Raw genomic sequence first — 17,736 nt, forward strand, 5'->3', positions numbered from 1 at the left:
TTAAAAAGCAGCCATTATCGGCCGCCTTTCGCATTGACGAACTCACTCATCCTGATTAGCGCGAAACAGGAACAGCTACTTCCGGTTGCACAAAACCATAGCGGCTCAGTGGGGTAACTTTAACTGATGTAGGTGACGACTTAATCGCGAATTGCTTGGTGACACCCGGCATAATATAAGGGCTGCCCAAGGGAACAACTTCATTGCTCGGCACTAAAAACACCTGCGGGCCAAGGCGGACTACATGTTTACTCGGGTTCTTAATAATCAAGTTGTTGCCGGATGTAGAGATAACCAATTCCTGCCAAGGGGTTTTAATCTGTGGCACAGCATTTGGCTGAATGAGAAAACCAATTTCTTGACGAATTGGCATCACTGTTGCGTTACCCGGTACCTGTTCTACACCTTCAAATGAAGCTTTTAACAATACTTCTGAATCCAGTACCGTGCCTTTCTTTAATACAAAGTTAACTTGCTGACTTTGCCCGGCATCAATACGTGTTACCGGCGGAGAAATCAAAATTTGCTTACTCAGATTCTTACCATCTAAGTCAAACAATTTGGTCACCAGCAAGATCGGGTTCGCCGAGGTGTTTTCAATAGTGAAACTGGTGCGGCTATCACTTTCCTTTAAAATGACCGTGGTGCTTTCTAATTTGAAAGATGCATTAGATGCCAAACTCCAGCAGCTTAACAACACCAGTAAATTGAACATAAAAAACGATTTAACACGTTTGAGAATATGAGTATAAGCAGTCATTGCACTCATACTGTCATGACTAACCATCGTATTTTTCATAATAGATCCTATGTCAAAAAAATATTTACTGAGCACCTGCTTGTTGTTAAGCATTTAAAATTAATGACATACAGCGTCAGTAACTTCATATAATGCATCCGGATCAAACTTATCCGGCTCAACATAACTCACCACACATTCATTACGATTGGTGGCTTTAACACGTAACGTTGCACCAATCGCTTTGTTTTCCAACATAAAGTTGCCATCACCAATAATGGTTCCCAGGAAGTTACCCTTTTCATCAAGCACATTGGCCCCCACTGGCAACATTTCACCGTCGCTATCACGAATACTCAGCAACAACTGACGAGTTTCTGTTGCTTCAAAATTACGGGTAGCGACTGTGCCTCGTGTCATCTTCAAATCTGCACTAGTACTGTTAAGGCGAATATTCAATGGCAATGTTTTAGTGCTTATTTGTGCTTTTGATGCCGTATAGGGCATTACTGAGGGCAATAATGCCGTCCCGGCATAATCAGTAATCGATGTGCCACTGCTGGGCGACGAAATACGCAAATTGGACTGACTCGGTATATTCACTACCGCAAAAGTATCACCAATTGCTGACGAAGAAGTGGCAAAAGTGCTATTGGCATAAGCCATTGAACCATTGGCAGAAATATAAGCTGAGCGGCTATTGTTGGTTGCCTGAGAAACCCCGCCCGCCAATTGTGTATACGCCGAATTCATATTCATGGCCCCATTAATGCGCCGCTGACTATCACTGCCAGTTATACCCACTTGGTAACCTTTGTTGTCTCCCCAGCGGCCTTGATAGGTGCTACCTAAGGTCATATTGCCATTATTACGCTGCATCCGACCACTGAGCGATCCGTTGCCCAATGGCATAGTGATACCCACATATAGCGCATTTTGCCCCTGTGAAGTGGATTGAAAACTTAGCGTCGTGGTCACCCGGCCAAATTGTTCACTTGCTGAGAATGTATGTGAAACGCTATCAGCCGCCTGATAATACATATTATTAGACAAAACATAGGAAAAAGCGCCCCAGCGAGGATGCGCCCATGTCATCGCTGCCGACGTGGAGTTTTTCAGTTTGCCGTACACTAGATAATTCAGATTATTGCCACTGCTCAGGGCATTATCTGGCGACCAATAACTCGATGAGTCATATACTGTCGACAATGAAGCACTCAAATTGCCATTAATGGAGACCTGATTTTGTAAGGTAAACTGGTAACCTTGCCCGACATCTTTAGTATTAGAGTAACTTGCCGCTGCCGAAAACCAGGCATTCTCCAGCCCACTATAAAGATTTTGTACATTGATATTTTGATAATCAGGGGAAAGCAGCCCAGCAGAAGTCATACGCAATGCGCTCATCGGGTTAAAAGACATCTCACCCGATACCAATAGTGGCGACTTGCTCTCACTGTCATTCAGACTATCGCGATAACGGCCTAATCCCAGTTGGTAGGTCGTCGCCTGCTGTTCAATGTTAGGATCCAGCGCATTCGATACTGTAAAATGCTGCTGGGTACCATCTTCCTCAATAACATCAACATCCGTAACCACCCCACTGGAAAAATTGCTGATATTAGATAACGAAAATGGGCCTGGAGGTACGACGGTGCGGTAAATAACCCGTCCACGCTGGCGAATTTCAATAGTGGCGTTGGTATTAGCAATACCTTCAATGGGAACCACTAACTGCGTATTATTTAATTGAGCATTATCGGAATATATCTGGGCACCGGCGATCGGTAAGCCGGAATATGTGTCACCGACCAAACCAAACTCACCTAACTGCACCACTGATTTCAATGATTCCACCGCGCGTAATGCGTAGGTTTCCTGATTATCGTAATGGCCTACTCCTTGATTATAGGTATAGGAGCCCCGGTTACGCAGTACCCAGTTATTAAAGTTAATTCCCGGCTGAAACTGCCCTTGGAATAAATTAAGATTATCGCTATTGCTCTCAATTCGCTGACCGAACAAATTATAGTTCAGTAATAATGCATGACCGCCACTTTGGTAATCACTGCCTTCCATCTCAGGATCAAATGCCTCTTGAGGCAACGTCATTTCCACCCGGAATTGGCCGGGAAATAGTTTTATAGCCACACCAGGCCATAAGGCTTCAATATTTTCACAACTGTCGCCACTGTCTTTGTAGCGGAGCTTCAATGCAATCAGCAACTTTCGATCTACACACAAATTCCCCTCACTGTCGAAGGTAACTTCAATATGATAGGTTTTATTGGCATTCACAATGATGGTGACATCATGCTGACCGGGTAAAAACTTATCTTTTTTGCTGAAAAAATCCGCTAACTCCGCTGAATACCCCAAATTTTCTAGTGTTTTTATATCAAATGTCACCGCGCCCTCTTTTGTTGCGGAGAAAACCGCTACAGGAAAGAGGGATAAGAGGAGTGCTGTAAATGAAAATGCAACACAACGCGCAAACACAATGGTGTCCTAAAAATAAGGAAAACGGGTGGGCTAATAGAACATATTGCTTTACGCAATAAAAAGTACAGCAGCTATTAAAAATTGAAAACAGTCTGATGTATAGGATTTTTATGAATTAAATACTAAAAGAAAAATTCATGGTCGCAGAACCATCAATATTGATATTTTCAGTGATAGCCCCACCCATGCTTGTTGAGCCAGCCAATGTCGGTGTTACCGTAAAATCGGCACTGAATACTTTACCTGCTTTTGCTGTAGTCGCATTTTCAGACCAGCCAAAGCGGAAATTATTGGTGAGCGTCTCTAAAGTATGTCCACCCTGCAATATGTTATTAGCATCAATAAAATAGAGTAAGCTGCTCACTCCATCGACAGTAGCATTGCTCATCGTGGTTTTATAAAAACCCAGTTTCCCGCTACCATTCACAAAACCTAAACCGAAATTGTGAATACCGGTGTTATCGCTCACAGAAGCTTTGCGGTTATCAATCGCGTTTAAGCTCAGATATGTCACACTATCACAAGTAACTGTCCAAGTTTTTGTGATCGATGGTAATACTGTCACTGCTGTACCACTTTTTATCTGGCTTGATGAAATCTCACCGACATTATAAATACCGCCATCAGGTGCATTAATAGTACAGGTTGGAATACCAATCTTTCCTGTCACTTTTAATTCTGCAGAAGGCGGGGCCGCCTGTACGGTGGCAGATAGAATTAATGAGGTGAAAAGAACTAAATTGAAAGTATGCATTTTCATAAAATGATGAGTCCTTCCAATATATGAATATTGTCACACTTATCCATAACTATGCTCTTAAGACAAAATTGAGAGCAGAAATAAAAATCTGCCCTCAATTTATACCGTGACGAACAGGTTATTTAGATACCGAATGCAAAGTTCATCGTCAATGAACCGTCGATTTCTGCATCTTCAGTAATCGGGCCACCCATCGTCGTGGTACCCGCCAAAATCGGGCTAACAGTAATATCAGCAGTAAACACTTTACCGGTGCTCTGGGTGTTAGCAGCAGATGACCAACCGGTGCGCAGACCTGTTGTCAACGGAGCCGTTGTTGCTACAACGAAAGTTGAGGTCGCGGATGAGAAGACGTTGGATGTTTTGCCATCAACAGTGGCACTCTTCATCTGTGCAGTGTAATAACCGATTTTACCGGTGTTATTCACGTTACCCATACCGAAGTTAGTTGTTCCCGCAACACTGGCAGATGCCGTGCGGTTATCCACTGGTGTAAAGTTCAGGTAAGTTTCCGCATCACAGCTTATTGTCCAGGTTTTAGTCATCGGCGTCAGGGCCGTAGTCGCAGTACCTGATTTAACTAAAGATGAAGACAGGTTGCCAAAATCGTAAACACCCTCATCCGGAGGTGAAATGGTGCAGCTTGGCACAGTCAACGTACCGACTACTTTTAATTCTGCAGTCGGTGCTTCTGCATTGGCGGCATTAATACCAAAAATTAAAGAAGACAGTACAGTAATTCTAGCCAGTTGCTTTTTCATTTAAATAGTCCTGATATAATGTTTATCGCGTTGCGATACCCAAAATTTATAGGCTGATGCCTGAGGGTTGAATTAACTTTTTATTGGGTTGACCAAAATAAAAAAATGAAATCAAAGTTTATGCAGCTATTAAACGTTTTAAGACATTCCTTGTATATAAGACTGCAAGCTGACTTGGTGTAGGAAAGGTCTTACACGATGGTTAATCATGGCGTGATTTTGGCGAATAAACTCTCTTAATCTACTTTTAATCACGAAAAAATGAGAGAATATATCGAGTAAATCATTGCAAAGAAAAATAAAAAAACAATAAAAATCAATTAAATAAATAACAGTTATTTTTTTCATGACTCTATTTTAATTTTATATTTCATTTGGCCCCCTGATGGAAAAATATATTAACCAGCAGTTTAATACTCAATTATTATAAATAATAATTCCACTTTACCGGTTTATTGCTGACTGCAAATAGTCATTTCTCTTTTTATAGCGAGAGTGATTTTGCACAGAAAATCATTTCCGCGACTCACCTCATCGCCATATAAAGTTAAATTTTAATTTTTCAATTTAATAAAAAGCATATGTAATCAGTATGTTACTGACTGTTCACTCCCTTACACTCAGAATGTTATGATTTTTAATAATGGTAATGCCCAATGGATTATTATCTAGGAATTGACGTAGGGATTTCAAAAGTTAAATCAATGCTATTTGATACTCATTTCAATGAGTGTCTGGTGGCATCCGTCGATAACCTCACTCTATCCCCGCGCCCCGGCTATGCAGAACTGTAGTGGTCAACTTAAGCAGCAACCAGTTGCCTTGCCAGCTAAAGCATCTGCGGTATAGCGGCCGCCAATAAAATCAACCTGATCACAATGGCGTAGAGCTACACTGATAGGGTCATTTGCGCTGGTATTGATTTGTGGGGTGAATATCAGCAAACGATTACCAGCAAGCAATGAGCAAGCCGGATGTATTATTTATCGCCTTGCTTTGCCAACTTACTGTGATAAAGATCGCTGAATTTTTTTTCTATAAGTGCTTGAATAATGAAAGAGCATGAGGCGTTTTGCCCCTCAGAAAACGGATATCTTCATCAGTTTGCGAGGCGGGCCTTTCAAGTGCTCGGGTATCTCTTCATGAAACGGTTGCGTTCATGCCCCTTTTTACGGCATGTTTACAACAACACTTCCCTGCTTTAGACGTTCGAATTATCACTTTGTGAGCAACCTGATGATTAAGTGGCTGTGGAAAGCAAATCAACCGCAAGCGGAGATGCTTGCACAGTGGCGTGAAGCGCTGAATATCCCTCTATTGGCACCTTTAAATGACGAGGAGCAACAGCGGCTGATTTCTGTCGCCAGCCATTTGCTGCAACAAAAACGCCTGCTACCACTGCAAGGGTTAGTATTAACGCCGTTGATGCAGGCTCGCTTAACACTGTTATTCGCCCTGCCAGTGATGGAGTTGGGGGCTAAATGGCTAGACGGTTTCCATGAAGTGCTGATTTATCCGTCCCCTTTTGTGGTTGATGACGACTGGCAAGATGATGCGGGCTTGGTCCACACCGGGCAAACAGTGCAGTCCGGTCAGAGTTGGGAACAGGGGCCGATTGTACTGAATTGGCAAGATATTCAGGACTCGTTTGATTTGTCAGGTTTTAATTTGGTTATTCATGAGGCGGCCCACAAACTGGACATGCGCAATGGCGGTCACTCAAACGGCGTGCCACCGATTGCCATGCGTGATGTTGCGGCGTGGGAATATGACCTACATCAGGCGATGGATAATATTCAAGATGAGATAGATATGGTGGGTGTCGACGCTGCCAGTATGGATGCATACGCCGCCAGTGATCCTGCTGAATGTTTTGCGGTGTTATCCGAATATTTTTTCAGTGCACCTGAGCTATTGGAAAACCGTTTCCCGGCGGTTTACCAGCATTTCTGTACTTTTTATCGTCAAGACCCGCTGGCCAGACTAAAACGGTGGGAAAACGATAATAAAAACGCCGAGATCTTGCATCCACTGAATTAGTTATTGGCTCAACGCCTTAAACCATAAAGGCATAAAATGGCGAATTCACCTGATTTAGCCATTATCTCTCTCTGTCTTGCTCAGATGCTGAGCAGTCGAGCCAAATGTACCAATTTAGCGTTGACAGTATCGGGCATGCTAGATATCATGCGCCCCGTTCACACGATTCCTCTGTAGTTCAGTCGGTAGAACGGCGGACTGTTAATCCGTATGTCACTGGTTCGAGTCCAGTCAGAGGAGCCATATTAGAAAAGCCCGCTTAGGAAACTAAGCGGGCTTTTTGCTATTTAGCTGTTGGTGGGCGGTTATAGCAATCGGCGGCCAGATTCGCCAGCCAGCTGAAAGTTGGTTATTATCCCACCCCACTTCCCCTTCGGGCAACCTGATGTCTATGATTTACGATACCTTTATTGCCCCACCGTGCCATGACAAGATAGAGATTCTCTATCAGGACGAGCATTTGGTGCTGATCAATAAACCTGCTGGGCTGCTCAGCCTTTCGGGGAAAAACCCACAAAATCTCGACTCGGTGCATCATCGGCTGGTACAAATATTCCCCGGCTGTACTCTGGTTCATCGCCTTGATTTTGGGACTTCCGGGCTGATGGTGATTGCCCGCAATAAAGCTATTAATGCTGCCCTCTGCCAGCAGTTCAGTCAGCGCACCGTAACCAAGGTGTACAGCGCACTGCTTTGTGGACATCTGGACGACAACGAAGGAATCATAGACGCGGCGATTGCCAAAGACCCAGCACTGTTCCCACTGATGTCGATTTGCCCAATCAACGGCAAACCCGCCCGTTCCCACTATCAGGTCATTGAGCGTTTTTATCACGAGTTGGAAGACAATAAGTTGGAAAACAATAGATTACTGCCATTGACACGGGTACAGCTAACCCCGGAGACCGGGCGTACCCATCAACTCCGCATCCACTGCCAGCAGTTGGGCCACCCTATTTGGGGCTGCGACTTATATGGCGGTCGCCTGCTACCAGGCACCGAGCAAACACCGCGGCTGATGCTGCATGCCAGTGAGCTACATTTTATTCATCCCATCAGCAAAGAGTGGGTCAAAACCCTTAATACCTGCCCGTTTTGAATGAGAAAAGCCCGTTTAAGGTTAATGACAAAGTGCCCGCTATCCGCTGCCGCACACCATTTTTTCGGGTAACCGCAGCGCTTGTTTCGCCATGTCCGACACCGGCTGGCGGGTGCTTAACCAGCGTTATCTTAGTGTCTGGATGTGATTTCTGATATTGATCAGCAGCATATTGCATCGCTTCGCCATAGTTACTGTCTCGAGATGCCATCACAAATTCATTGGCCAGGACACCGAATGTGGTGGTCAATAACACGGTTGCCATCAATATACGCTGGAATATGAAATTTATATATTTACTTTTAAATCATAGTGTTAACTAGATTAATTATTTGTGTGGCGACATAAAATAAATAGCCCACTGGAGGAAACCTCAGTGGGCTATTTGATGATTAGCTTGTTTTGCAGGAAAGTACTACCGCGTGTAAAAAGTGCTACAGCACATAAACAGTATTACAGCGCATAAAAAATCAGTGCAGCAATACCACCAAATAAAATCCATTTAATCAGATAATAAATTGTGCGGTTCCAGGCTTTTAAGCGTTTACCCACCTTTCGTACCGCATAGATATATTTGAACGCTCGGTTGACACCACCGGTTCTATCCCCTTCTTCATTGGGGGCCGTGGCGGCACTCATTAAATGACGGCCCAACCAATGGTTAATCCATTGTGCCCAGCGATAGCGCATCGGGCGTTCAATATCACAAAATAAAATGAGCCGGTTTTGTCCACTGTGATTTTCGGCATAGTGAATATAGGTTTCATCAAACAATATTCCTTCACCGTCACGCCAGCTATAAGTGGTGCCATCAACATCAATAAAGCAGCGGTCATCATTCGGCGTTATTAAGCCAAGGTGGTAACGCAAAGAACCTGCATAAGGATCACGGTGGCGAGGTAAACGGCTGCCGTCCGGCAACTCAGCAAACATCGCCGCTTTCACCGATGGCAATCCTTTTAATAATGTGGTGGTGTGTGGGCACAATGTCATTGCCGATGGGTGGCTGTCTTCATACCATTTCAAGTAAAAGCGCTTCCAACCCGTTTTAAAAAAAGAATTAAAACCAGCATCATTATATTTATCTGATGCTTTGATTTGCTGGATTTCCATTAACGCCTGACCTTCTTCCCGAATTTTTAACCAGTTATCTCGCAACACGGTCAGTTCGGGGAAAAGATCCTGCTTTAAATAGGGCGTGGTGGGAACGCGTGAGAATAAATACATGAAGACATTGATCGGAGAAACAAATGTCGAATGGTCTGAGAGCTGACGCCAAAATCTATAACGCACTTTCCCACGGAAATGCACATAGGCTACACACAAGATGAAAACCAATAGCACTATATATTTCATGATGTCCTATCAATAAATATTTTTGGTAGCTAAATATTTAGTCTATTCCCATTAAATTTTCCAACTAAAAATAATTTAAAATAATGACAAGGCCGATAACAGCAGATTAGGAGCTATCCTTCAATCTATTGAAGTCATGTATAAACTCGGCGTTTAGGCGCGCCTAATGGCCCTGGCCCTTGCTGAGAATCGTTTTTGTGGTCAAACTAAATGTATTCTTCGCTATGGAAAAAACCATTGGGATTGACATGAGTAACGCCATTTCACCAAGCTGGTCGTTTGACCTTAATAACTGTCTATTACCCCATTTTTGATATCAATTTGATTAGTATTAGGGATAAAATCCCCGCGAAAGCAGGGATAGGAAAGGTTAAAATATGTAACGTATACCCAATAAAAATTCGCTGGAAACCAAACGTGCTTTCATCTGTTCATCTTGTAATGCTCTGGCATTTGCAAACTGATTGAAACCACTTTGAACATCCCCCATATCAGTATAGCGATAGCCAAGGTCTAAAATCAGTGATTCTATAGGTGAATAACTAACACCGGTGCCAATTGTATAGGTCAGATTGTTCTGTGTGCTACTCGCGTATTGACGGGTAGGATTACCTTGCCATCCATCTGAGCTAATTTTTGCAACACCGATACCCAATGTGCCATATAAAGCGAAACCATGACTTAGCGCAATATCACGATAGCCATTTAGCATTAACCGCTCGGCATTGATATATTGATGATTAAAACTGGTTGGGAAGCGAGTAGAACCACTGGTGTAAGTAGATTTTTTTTTGGCTACATATTCACCTTCAGTACGCCAACCATTACCAAATTGATAACCGGCCGCTATTGAACCATTGTAAAAATTATCGCTATCTTGGCCAGAGACAAATGAACCAATTCCAGGACGGCTGCTGGTGTCCATATTTTTAGCATCCTGGAATGTTCTCAATACTTTGATTGAACCATAATAACCTTCTTGTTCAATACTATTGGCAAATACAACATTTGAAGTGGCTAATAGCAATCCTGTGATAATAGCGAAAGTGCAATTTCTATTCATTATATGTATTCCTTACATATTTTGTTTATTTACGATTTATACTGAAGTTTTATTTATATTTATTTACCAAACGATTTGTGGCATTAGGCTATTTAAGTATCTAGCCATGTGAATGGTAATCATGTTTATATGAAGAGTAAATTCGTAGCACTACCCATTATTTAGGTATAAATACCTATTGTTGAGCTTTAAATTGAGGGCCTAAATGGGAGGATACCTTATGAAAAAGAGCTAGCTCTTTTTCAGTGACAGCAAGTTTCTCAGGATTAGTAAGCAATAAGTGTTTGTATATCGCTATCATTTAATGTGAAACAGCCAGTAAAACAGCGCCCTGCGGGAAAATCTCCACTTAACTCTCGTAATAATTGTAATTCAAAACGCCCCGTGTCCAGCGAGTAACTCAGTAATTGAGCTTCAAGAAAATCAAAATAACGTCCAAGCTGTGGGTATATCGCTTTAAATAAGCTTTCTTTCGCGGAAAAAGCCAATGTTAGCAAGTGATTAAAAGGTAATGGGCCATCTTGTAAATGCTGATATTCTTTTTCATTGAGAATACCCGGCCACAAGTTGGCGGCTCTTTCTACAGGAATTAAGCTTTCGATATCCAGACCAATACCATGCAATCGGCGCTGGGATTCTAAAGGCTCAGCAGCGGGTGTTATTATTTGTGCGGTGCACAAAGCGCGTTGATTATTATGGCTGATGCTGCCGATCAAACCGGTCGGCCACAGTGGCGCGCGATCGATGCCATTCGTCAGCGGATAATCACGCACTTCCAACATATTGAGAACTTGCCTGGCAACAAAACGCCCGGCCAGATATTCAGCACGCCGTTTAGCAACCGCTTTTTGTAAACTGCCCGGAAACGCGATGCCATATACGGTAAACAACTCATCCCGATATTCATTCACATCAAAATCACATTTAGCCAGAAGCCCGTGAAACAAGGGTTGATCATTCAGACCGGCGGCGGGTAATGCAGCAAAGGTAAAATTACGGATAAATACCGACGTCACAGGTTCTCCTAATCATCTTAATTAATGGCGTTTCATAGTAGTAGTTAACCTTCTTTGTCACAACATCAGAACCCCGCTATTTAAACTAAAACGTTCTCTACTTCAAGTTGCACCTCATTTATAACCCGATAATTCATGTCTATCACCACACGGTCGGTTGATTACAAGATCATATGAAATGACACTTCACAATTATTGAAACGCAGTTCCTTACGTTTCTTTTTCTGTGACACTGGTCAATTTAAAAGCAAATGTAACCCGCTAGGTTTATCACCTTGGGGATAAAGGAATAGCCCTTTTATATAAATATTCAATTATTAGAAATAATCTCTTTTTATCTACTCTTTTAATGACTTCTGGAGACCACTGAATGAAATTCCCTAAGCCGCTACCAACACTCTGTCTGGCTATTGCTGCTATTTTATTTAGCCAAATAGCCGCCGCCCAGCAAATTAAAGCTGCCGATGTTCATCCTAAAGATTATCCCAATGTAGTCGCAGTTAAAAATATGGGTGACAAACTGAAGACCGTGACTGACGGGCGATTGGAAATTAAAACTTTCCCCGGCGGGGTATTGGGTGATGAAAAGCAAATGATAGAGCAGGCTCAAATGGGGGCCATTGATATTATTCGTGTTTCCATGACCCCTGTTGCCTCTATTTTACCGGAGATCAGTGTCTTTACTCTGCCCTATATGTTCCGCGATGAAGATCACTTGCATAAAGTGCTTGATGGAAAGATTGGCCAGGAAATTGGCGATAAAATCACTAACAATAAAAACTCAAAATTAGTCTTCCTCGGTTGGATGGATGCGGGCACCCGTAATCTCATAACCAAACAGCCGGTCATTAAACCAGAAGATCTCAAAGGCATGAAAATCCGAGTGCAGGGCAGCCCTATTGCACTGGCAACACTAAAAGCCATGGGAGCCAACTCACTCAGTATGGGTGTCAGTGAAGTGTTCAGCGGGATGCAAACCGGGGTTATTGATGGCACCGAAAATAACGAGCCAACTTTTGTCGCGCATAACTACCTGCCAGTGGTTAAAAACTATACTTTGAGCGGCCATTTTATTATTCCAGAATTGTTCCTTTATTCGAAAGTTAAGTGGGATAAATTATCTCCTGAAGATCAGCAAACCATTCTAAAACTAGCAAAAGAAGCGCAGGTAGAACAGCGGGTATTATGGCAAGCCTATGTACAGCAATCTCATGACAAAATGAAAGCTGGCGGTGTGAAATATCATGAAATCGATCATGACTATTATTATCAAGCCACTCAGCCGGTACGTGATGAATTTGGTAAAGATTATCAGGACTTAATCCAGCAAATTAGCGCGGTCCAATAATATTCTTTTGGCGGTATTAATTATTTTAATACCATCGATATATACCTAAAGTCATTGGTGTTGCAGCAAGACGGCAAGTAAATCATTCCTGATGAACTGACACAAAGATTGTGATTCGGGTGAACAAGCGCCACTAACACCGCTGCAATGCCAAAGACGAGGGGTAATCTGAGGTCTCCGCTATGGCTCGCTCTTATCTATCAACGATGGATGCTTTATATCGCCTGTCAGTTTGGGTGGCGGGTATTGCATTAATTATTATGGTTGCAGTTATTCCCATTGGGATATTCACCCGTTATGTCCTAAACGATGGTTTATCCTGGCCCGAACCCGTGGCTATTTTATGCATGGTGACATTTACCTTTGTGGGCGCGGCGGCCAGTTACCGTTCGGGTTCACATATTGCTGTCAGCATGGTTACTGACCGGCTCTCTGAAGCGGGTAAAAAAATCTGCCTAATATTGGTGGATTTGCTGATGATATTAATCAGCCTGTTTATTCTGGTTTACAGCTTTATTTTGTGTAGCGAACTTTGGTCACAGCCCGTGGCGGAGTTCCCATTACTGACTGCCGGGCAAACTTATGTTCCTCTGCCGGTAGGCTCGGCAATTACCCTGTTGTTTATTATCGAGCGCTTGTTCTTTGGCTCGCAGACCCACCGCCCGGTAGTCATGATTGGCAATTCATAATTTGGGGAACTTTGCCTTATGGACGCATTTATTTTAGTTTTTACCTTGGCAATTTTGTTGGCTATTGGTGTGCCGGTGGCTTATGCCGTCGGCTTGAGTGCCATTGCTGGCGCATTTTGGATTGATTTACCGCTGGAAGCGGTAATGATTCAAATTACCAGCGGCGTCAATAAATTCTCATTATTGGCTATTCCCTTCTTTATTCTGGCCGGTGCCATTATGGCTGAGGGAGGAATTGCGCGGCGGCTGGTGAATTTCGCCTATATCTTCGTCGGGTTTATCCGTGGCGGTCTGTCACTGGTGAATATCGTCGCCTCGACTTTTTTCGGTGCTATTTCAGGGTCTTCAGTGGCGGATACCGCCTCTATTGGCTCGGTGATGATCCCGGAAATGGACAAAAAAGGTTACCCTCGTGACTTTGCGGCGGCGGTTACTGCCAGTGGTTCGGTTCAGGCAATATTGACACCGCCTAGCCATAACTCAGTGATTTATTCATTAGCCACCGGCGGTACTGTCTCGATCGCGGCGCTGTTTATTGCTGGGATCTTGCCGGGTCTGCTACTCAGTTTTACGCTGATGTTAATGTGTGTCGGCTTTGCTTATAAGCGGGGTTACCCCAAAGGTGAGCGGGTGCCGTTCCGTCAGGCGCTTAAAATCTTTGTCGACACATTATGGGGGCTGATGACGGTGGTCATCATCATGGGCGGGATCCTTTCTGGCGTGTTTACTGCCACTGAATCCGCCGCTATTGCCTGTTTGTGGTCGTTTTTCGTCACCATGTTTATCTATCGTGATTACAAATGGTCAGAGTTACCCAAGCTGATGTATCGCACAGTAAAAACCGTCACTATAGTGATGATTTTGATAGGCTTTGCCGCCAGCTTTGGCGCTATCATGACCTATATGCAATTACCCGAACGTATCACTGAGTTCTTTACCTCGGTTTCAGATAATAAATACGTCATTTTAATGTGTATCAATATCATGTTGCTGTTGATTGGCACTTTGATGGACATGGCCCCGCTGATTTTGATACTGACGCCCGTGCTGATGCCGGTGACCAATTCATTGGGCATTGACCCGGTGCACTTCGGGATGATCATGCTGATAAATTTGGGAATTGGCCTGATTACACCGCCGGTGGGGTCGGTGCTGTTTGTTGCCAGTGCAGTGAGTAAACAGAAAATTGAGCAGGTGGTAAAAGCGATGTTGCCGTTCTATGGCGCACTGCTGTTGGTGCTGATGCTAGTGACTTATATTCCGGCAATATCGCTGTGGTTGCCAAGAGTCTTTGGTGTTTACACCGGCTAACACATCAACTCGCTATCTATCATAAATATGTCGGGCCGCTGACTGGCCCGACATACAGAAATACTTCTAAATCAATACCATAAGCTCATAATTGGCCAGCCCACCAGCAGCAACATGGTAATGTAGAACACCCCCATGATCCCGCCCAGTCGCCAGTAATCTTTGGATTTCACATAGCCGCAGCCGTAGATAATGACTCCAGGGCCAGTAGCATACGGGGTCAGAACCCCCATGATCCCGATAGACAACACCAGCAGCATGGATAAATGCTCCATGGGTACCCCACTCAACCCTTTACCAACAGCCAGAATCACCGGCAACATGGTGGCGGTATGAGCAGACAAACTCGCGAACAGGTAATGAGAGAAATAGAACACCAGCACCAATGCCACTACCGTCATATTCGGTGAGAAGCCATCAAGATGGGTGCTCATGGTGTTGGCAAACCAATCAATAAAGCCGGAGCGGGTCAGGCCGTTGGCCATTACCACCAATGTTGCCAGATTGACCAAGGTATTCCAGGCGCTGGAGTATTTGGTGATGTCCTTCCACGACACCACATGCAGTGCCAGCATCAAAGATACCGCCAGCAGACCCACGGCGGTGGCATCAATAAATTTACCGCCAAATACCCACAAACACAGACTCAACAGCACCAAACCAATCAGAGTCATCTCTTTGCGGGTCAGCGCCCCCATTTCACTTAGCGCTGTTTGTGCCCAAGCCGCCACTTCATCACTTTTGGTCACACCGGGCTTATACAGCACGTAAGAGAGCCACGGTGCGACGATCAGTAAAATTAAGCCGACGGGCAGGAATGCCAGGAACCACTGCATCCAGCCGATATGAACACCGGCAATTTTATTCACAAACTCAATACCCAGCACATTAGGTGCTGCGCCAGTGACAAACATGGAGGAGCTGATGCTGGTACCAATGACCATCATCCACATCAGATAGCCGCCGATCCGCCGTGACGAAGGGTCATGCGGATAGGAGTCAAACAATGGCGGCAAGTTTTTCACCACCGGGAACACCGTACCGCCGGTTCGGGCCGTATTCGAAGGGGTAAAAGGTGCTAATAGAATATCAATGATAACAATGGCATAACCTAGTGTCAGTGTGCGCTTGCCCATGAACTTCACCATGAACAAGGCAATCCGCCGCCCCAACCCGGTGGCTTCATAGCCCAGTGCAAAGATAAATGCCCCGAATACCAACCAGACGGTGGTACTGGAGAACCCTGCCAGCCCCCACTTCAATGATTCTTTACCGCCATTAAAGCTGGCATCCGCCACTTCAGCGGGACTAAATAGCACCCAGTCAGCACTCAGCACGCAAATGGTCACCGCAATAAAGCTGATGGCGGTGGCCGGAATCGGCTCTAAAATCATCCCGACAATCATGGCGACAAAAATCGCAAAATAGCGCCAGGCTTGAGGTGGCATACCTTCTGGGGTAGGTATCAACAGCAGAACGGCTAACACCACAAAAGGCGCGAGCGCTTTCCATAATTTCTCTTGCGACTTCAACATAGAGAGACTCCTGTAGCGGTTACTGATCCAATAGCGGTGAGTGGTTCAATAACAACGTTATTATTTTTGTGAGGGAGATGATGGGGGAATTGCGCCAGAAACCAGGTCAGGATCAGCAGGTCAGCACTGCCGCCAGGGCTAAGGTTGCGGGCGATACATTGGGCGTCAAACATTCGCAGCCTCAATTGGCTAACCGGGTCGCCCACTCCTGCCGCTGAGAGTGAGGCCAGTAGCTCTTCCGCCTGTTGTTGCAGCCATTGCAGCCCCGCCATACCGCCACGAGAGACCACATTGGTATCGCGATTAACGGACATCAAAATCAGCAAGGTGTGCAATAAGGCATGGTCAGGTTGCGCCCCGTCCGCAAGTAAGCGCCGGTACGCGGGTAAAGCATGGGTTAATACGGTTGCAAAGCCGGATTCCGCTTCACCACGCGCACCCGTCAAACCCTGTTGATAAAACAGGCGCTGCCCGGCGGTTTGTTGTGGATTTGATTGGCGCAGTTCGCGCTCAGTCAGCCCACAGCATAAGCTGGCGACCTCCTGACATAGCGTTTCCGCACTTATCAGGGCCGCACGCGCTTTCAACCGCCCCAGCGCACAGCAAATGAGCCCCAGAGAGAAAACGCTGCCTTTATGGGTATTGACCCCTCCGGTGGCTAAAAACATGCTGTTTTCACACGCCAACCCTAAGGGCCGCAGGTTGGTCAGGGCCGTCTGCCCGTGCAAGTGGCTGTGGCGGATGCCGTGCTCAATAAAACGCGGTAGCCACGGCGCAATAGCATCAGCGCTGTGATAAAAATCTTGCAGCGTCATGTCCTGATGGGCACCACAATTAACACGATCGACTAAACCGGGCTTAGGTGTCAGATTGACTTCAGCTAACATCGCCTGATAAGCCAAAGCGCCATACTTTTCGCTAAAGTCACCGCCAGTCCAAACAACCGGCGACGAAACCGCCATGTTGTCAGTGCGTTGCAGTTGTGGCATTGAGCATCAACTCCATCTGGGCCAATAATTCGTCAAGCGTATGTGTCTGCGCTCGGGCGCAAACATTGGCTGGGCGATGGCATAGCAAGCAGCGGCGTGGAGCTAAGCCCACATCACGGCGCGACAAAATTCGCCCCGAAACATCCAGCACATCGATATCCCATAACCGGCCCTGCGGATGCTTTAACTCGAGTAATAGCGCGGCGTCTTTGACTTGCTCGGCGGGGAGATCAACCGCTATCAAGCCCTCACAACCGGTCGGCAGCGGGAAAACCTCTTGCTGCAATATCGGCCAACATTGTTGTTGGCCGAGTGCCGTGATCGCCTGCCACGCTAGTGCAAATAGCTTTCGCGTCAATGGGTTATCTTTGACCGCTCCCGGTGCCACCAATGTCAGTGAAATCAAGGTGACTGAGTGACGGGCCAGCCAGGCCTGTTGTCGGCTCTGGCGGGACTCACGGCTGGTCAGCAATTCCGGCAAGCTAATAGGCCGATTAGCGGCTAATGCAGGGGAAAGTGTATTCATCG

At 45.2% G+C, this 17,736-nt stretch carries 17 protein-coding genes and 1 tRNA gene; 7 read left to right on the forward strand and 11 right to left on the reverse strand.

Annotated elements, in window-relative coordinates; translation table 11 throughout:
• Positions 1–55: 55 nt before the first annotated feature.
• The 4 genes from OVO64_RS10285 to OVO64_RS10300 form a co-directional block, all read right to left on the reverse strand.
• Positions 56–787, reverse strand: coding sequence for a fimbria/pilus chaperone family protein (locus OVO64_RS10285; protein WP_390613932.1), 732 nt, complete (start codon positions 785–787; stop codon positions 56–58).
• Between the two features lie 72 nt (positions 788–859).
• Complete coding sequence (locus OVO64_RS10290; RefSeq protein WP_038633874.1) at positions 860–3,238, reverse strand: fimbria/pilus outer membrane usher protein; 2,379 nt, start codon at positions 3,236–3,238, stop codon at positions 860–862.
• A 118-nt stretch (positions 3,239–3,356) separates the two neighbouring features.
• Entirely contained in the window at positions 3,357–3,995 is a 639-nt protein-coding gene (locus tag OVO64_RS10295) for a DUF1120 domain-containing protein (RefSeq protein ID WP_373919224.1), read from the reverse strand.
• A gap of 128 nt (positions 3,996–4,123) precedes the next feature.
• Positions 4,124–4,762: a DUF1120 domain-containing protein gene (locus OVO64_RS10300; protein ID WP_038633881.1), complete on the reverse strand. Its 639-nt coding sequence runs from the start codon at positions 4,760–4,762 to the stop codon at positions 4,124–4,126.
• 656 nt (positions 4,763–5,418) lie between these two features.
• Here OVO64_RS10300 and OVO64_RS10305 point away from each other — a divergent pair.
• The 4 genes from OVO64_RS10305 (at position 5,419) to OVO64_RS10320 (ending at position 7,901) form a co-directional block, all read left to right on the forward strand.
• Positions 5,419–5,556: a hypothetical protein gene (locus OVO64_RS10305; protein WP_162928736.1), complete on the forward strand. Its 138-nt coding sequence runs from the start codon at positions 5,419–5,421 to the stop codon at positions 5,554–5,556.
• 442 nt (positions 5,557–5,998) lie between these two features.
• Entirely contained in the window at positions 5,999–6,802 is an 804-nt protein-coding gene (gene mtfA / locus OVO64_RS10310) for a DgsA anti-repressor MtfA (protein WP_038633886.1), read from the forward strand.
• 167 nt (positions 6,803–6,969) lie between these two features.
• Positions 6,970–7,045: transfer RNA gene (locus OVO64_RS10315), tRNA-Asn, on the forward strand.
• Between the two features lie 142 nt (positions 7,046–7,187).
• A complete protein-coding gene (locus tag OVO64_RS10320) occupies positions 7,188–7,901 on the forward strand; it encodes an RluA family pseudouridine synthase (RefSeq protein ID WP_267248752.1) in 714 nt (237 codons plus the stop codon).
• On the opposite strand, the gene OVO64_RS10325 is transcribed toward OVO64_RS10320, so the two are convergent.
• The 4 genes from OVO64_RS10325 to OVO64_RS10340 all read right to left on the reverse strand — a co-directional run bounded on the left by OVO64_RS10325 (position 7,882) and on the right by OVO64_RS10340 (position 11,336).
• Positions 7,882–8,166 carry a hypothetical protein gene (locus tag OVO64_RS10325; protein WP_267248753.1) on the reverse strand — a complete coding sequence of 95 codons (285 nt, stop codon included), beginning with the start codon at positions 8,164–8,166 and terminating at the stop codon, positions 7,882–7,884. The genes OVO64_RS10320 and OVO64_RS10325 overlap by 20 nt on opposite strands.
• Positions 8,167–8,354: 188 nt before the next feature.
• Positions 8,355–9,257 carry a lipid A hydroxylase LpxO gene (gene lpxO, locus OVO64_RS10330; RefSeq protein ID WP_038633890.1) on the reverse strand — a complete coding sequence of 301 codons (903 nt, stop codon included), beginning with the start codon at positions 9,255–9,257 and terminating at the stop codon, positions 8,355–8,357.
• A gap of 370 nt (positions 9,258–9,627) precedes the next feature.
• Positions 9,628–10,320: an outer membrane protein gene (locus OVO64_RS10335; RefSeq protein WP_038633893.1), complete on the reverse strand. Its 693-nt coding sequence runs from the start codon at positions 10,318–10,320 to the stop codon at positions 9,628–9,630.
• Positions 10,321–10,586: 266 nt separating this feature from the next.
• Complete coding sequence (locus tag OVO64_RS10340; protein ID WP_038633897.1) at positions 10,587–11,336, reverse strand: 4'-phosphopantetheinyl transferase family protein; 750 nt, start codon at positions 11,334–11,336, stop codon at positions 10,587–10,589.
• 370 nt (positions 11,337–11,706) lie between these two features.
• Here OVO64_RS10340 and OVO64_RS10345 point away from each other — a divergent pair, with 370 nt between their 5' ends.
• The 3 genes from OVO64_RS10345 to OVO64_RS10355 all read left to right on the forward strand — a co-directional run bounded on the left by OVO64_RS10345 (position 11,707) and on the right by OVO64_RS10355 (position 14,684).
• Positions 11,707–12,684 carry a TRAP transporter substrate-binding protein gene (locus tag OVO64_RS10345; protein ID WP_038633900.1) on the forward strand — a complete coding sequence of 326 codons (978 nt, stop codon included), beginning with the start codon at positions 11,707–11,709 and terminating at the stop codon, positions 12,682–12,684.
• A gap of 182 nt (positions 12,685–12,866) precedes the next feature.
• Entirely contained in the window at positions 12,867–13,373 is a 507-nt protein-coding gene (locus tag OVO64_RS10350; RefSeq protein ID WP_038633903.1) for a TRAP transporter small permease, read from the forward strand.
• Between the two features lie 18 nt (positions 13,374–13,391).
• Positions 13,392–14,684, forward strand: a complete 1,293-nt coding sequence (locus OVO64_RS10355; RefSeq protein ID WP_267248754.1) for a TRAP transporter large permease — start codon at positions 13,392–13,394, stop codon at positions 14,682–14,684.
• A gap of 71 nt (positions 14,685–14,755) precedes the next feature.
• Here OVO64_RS10355 and OVO64_RS10360 read toward each other — a convergent pair whose 3' ends face one another.
• The 3 genes from OVO64_RS10360 to citX are packed head-to-tail and all read right to left on the reverse strand — an operon-like array spanning position 14,756 to position 17,734.
• Positions 14,756–16,219, reverse strand: a complete 1,464-nt coding sequence (locus OVO64_RS10360; protein ID WP_032820095.1) for an anion permease — start codon at positions 16,217–16,219, stop codon at positions 14,756–14,758.
• Positions 16,213–17,208 (reverse strand): triphosphoribosyl-dephospho-CoA synthase CitG, encoded by a 996-nt coding sequence (gene citG / locus OVO64_RS10365; protein ID WP_416371389.1) that lies wholly within the window; start codon positions 17,206–17,208, stop codon positions 16,213–16,215. The genes OVO64_RS10360 and citG overlap by 7 nt, the downstream gene beginning before the upstream one ends.
• Positions 17,186–17,734, reverse strand: coding sequence for a citrate lyase holo-[acyl-carrier protein] synthase (citX, locus tag OVO64_RS10370; protein WP_267248755.1), 549 nt, complete (start codon positions 17,732–17,734; stop codon positions 17,186–17,188). The genes citG and citX overlap by 23 nt, the downstream gene beginning before the upstream one ends.
• Positions 17,735–17,736 lie beyond the last annotated feature (2 nt).

Source organism: Yersinia sp. Marseille-Q5920, assembly GCF_946902935.1.
In the GTDB taxonomy this organism is placed as follows: domain Bacteria; phylum Pseudomonadota; class Gammaproteobacteria; order Enterobacterales; family Enterobacteriaceae; genus Yersinia; species Yersinia rochesterensis.

Coding starts and splice junctions, on each gene's coding strand:
- OVO64_RS10285 (WP_390613932.1), bottom strand. CDS start 787: ATGGTTAGTCATGACAGTATGAGTGCAATGACTGCTTATACTCATATT.
- OVO64_RS10295 (WP_373919224.1), bottom strand. CDS start 3,995: ATGCATACTTTCAATTTAGTTCTTTTCACCTCATTAATTCTATCTGCC.
- OVO64_RS10300 (WP_038633881.1), bottom strand. CDS start 4,762: ATGAAAAAGCAACTGGCTAGAATTACTGTACTGTCTTCTTTAATTTTT.
- OVO64_RS10305 (WP_162928736.1), top strand. CDS start 5,419: ATGGATTATTATCTAGGAATTGACGTAGGGATTTCAAAAGTTAAATCA.
- mtfA (WP_038633886.1), top strand. CDS start 5,999: ATGATTAAGTGGCTGTGGAAAGCAAATCAACCGCAAGCGGAGATGCTT.
- OVO64_RS10320 (WP_267248752.1), top strand. CDS start 7,188: ATGTCTATGATTTACGATACCTTTATTGCCCCACCGTGCCATGACAAG.
- OVO64_RS10325 (WP_267248753.1), bottom strand. CDS start 8,166: ATGGCAACCGTGTTATTGACCACCACATTCGGTGTCCTGGCCAATGAA.
- lpxO (WP_038633890.1), bottom strand. CDS start 9,257: ATGAAATATATAGTGCTATTGGTTTTCATCTTGTGTGTAGCCTATGTG.
- OVO64_RS10335 (WP_038633893.1), bottom strand. CDS start 10,320: ATGAATAGAAATTGCACTTTCGCTATTATCACAGGATTGCTATTAGCC.
- OVO64_RS10345 (WP_038633900.1), top strand. CDS start 11,707: ATGAAATTCCCTAAGCCGCTACCAACACTCTGTCTGGCTATTGCTGCT.
- OVO64_RS10350 (WP_038633903.1), top strand. CDS start 12,867: ATGGCTCGCTCTTATCTATCAACGATGGATGCTTTATATCGCCTGTCA.
- OVO64_RS10355 (WP_267248754.1), top strand. CDS start 13,392: ATGGACGCATTTATTTTAGTTTTTACCTTGGCAATTTTGTTGGCTATT.
- OVO64_RS10360 (WP_032820095.1), bottom strand. CDS start 16,219: ATGTTGAAGTCGCAAGAGAAATTATGGAAAGCGCTCGCGCCTTTTGTG.
- citG (WP_416371389.1), bottom strand. CDS start 17,208: ATGCCACAACTGCAACGCACTGACAACATGGCGGTTTCGTCGCCGGTT.
- citX (WP_267248755.1), bottom strand. CDS start 17,734: ATGAATACACTTTCCCCTGCATTAGCCGCTAATCGGCCTATTAGCTTG.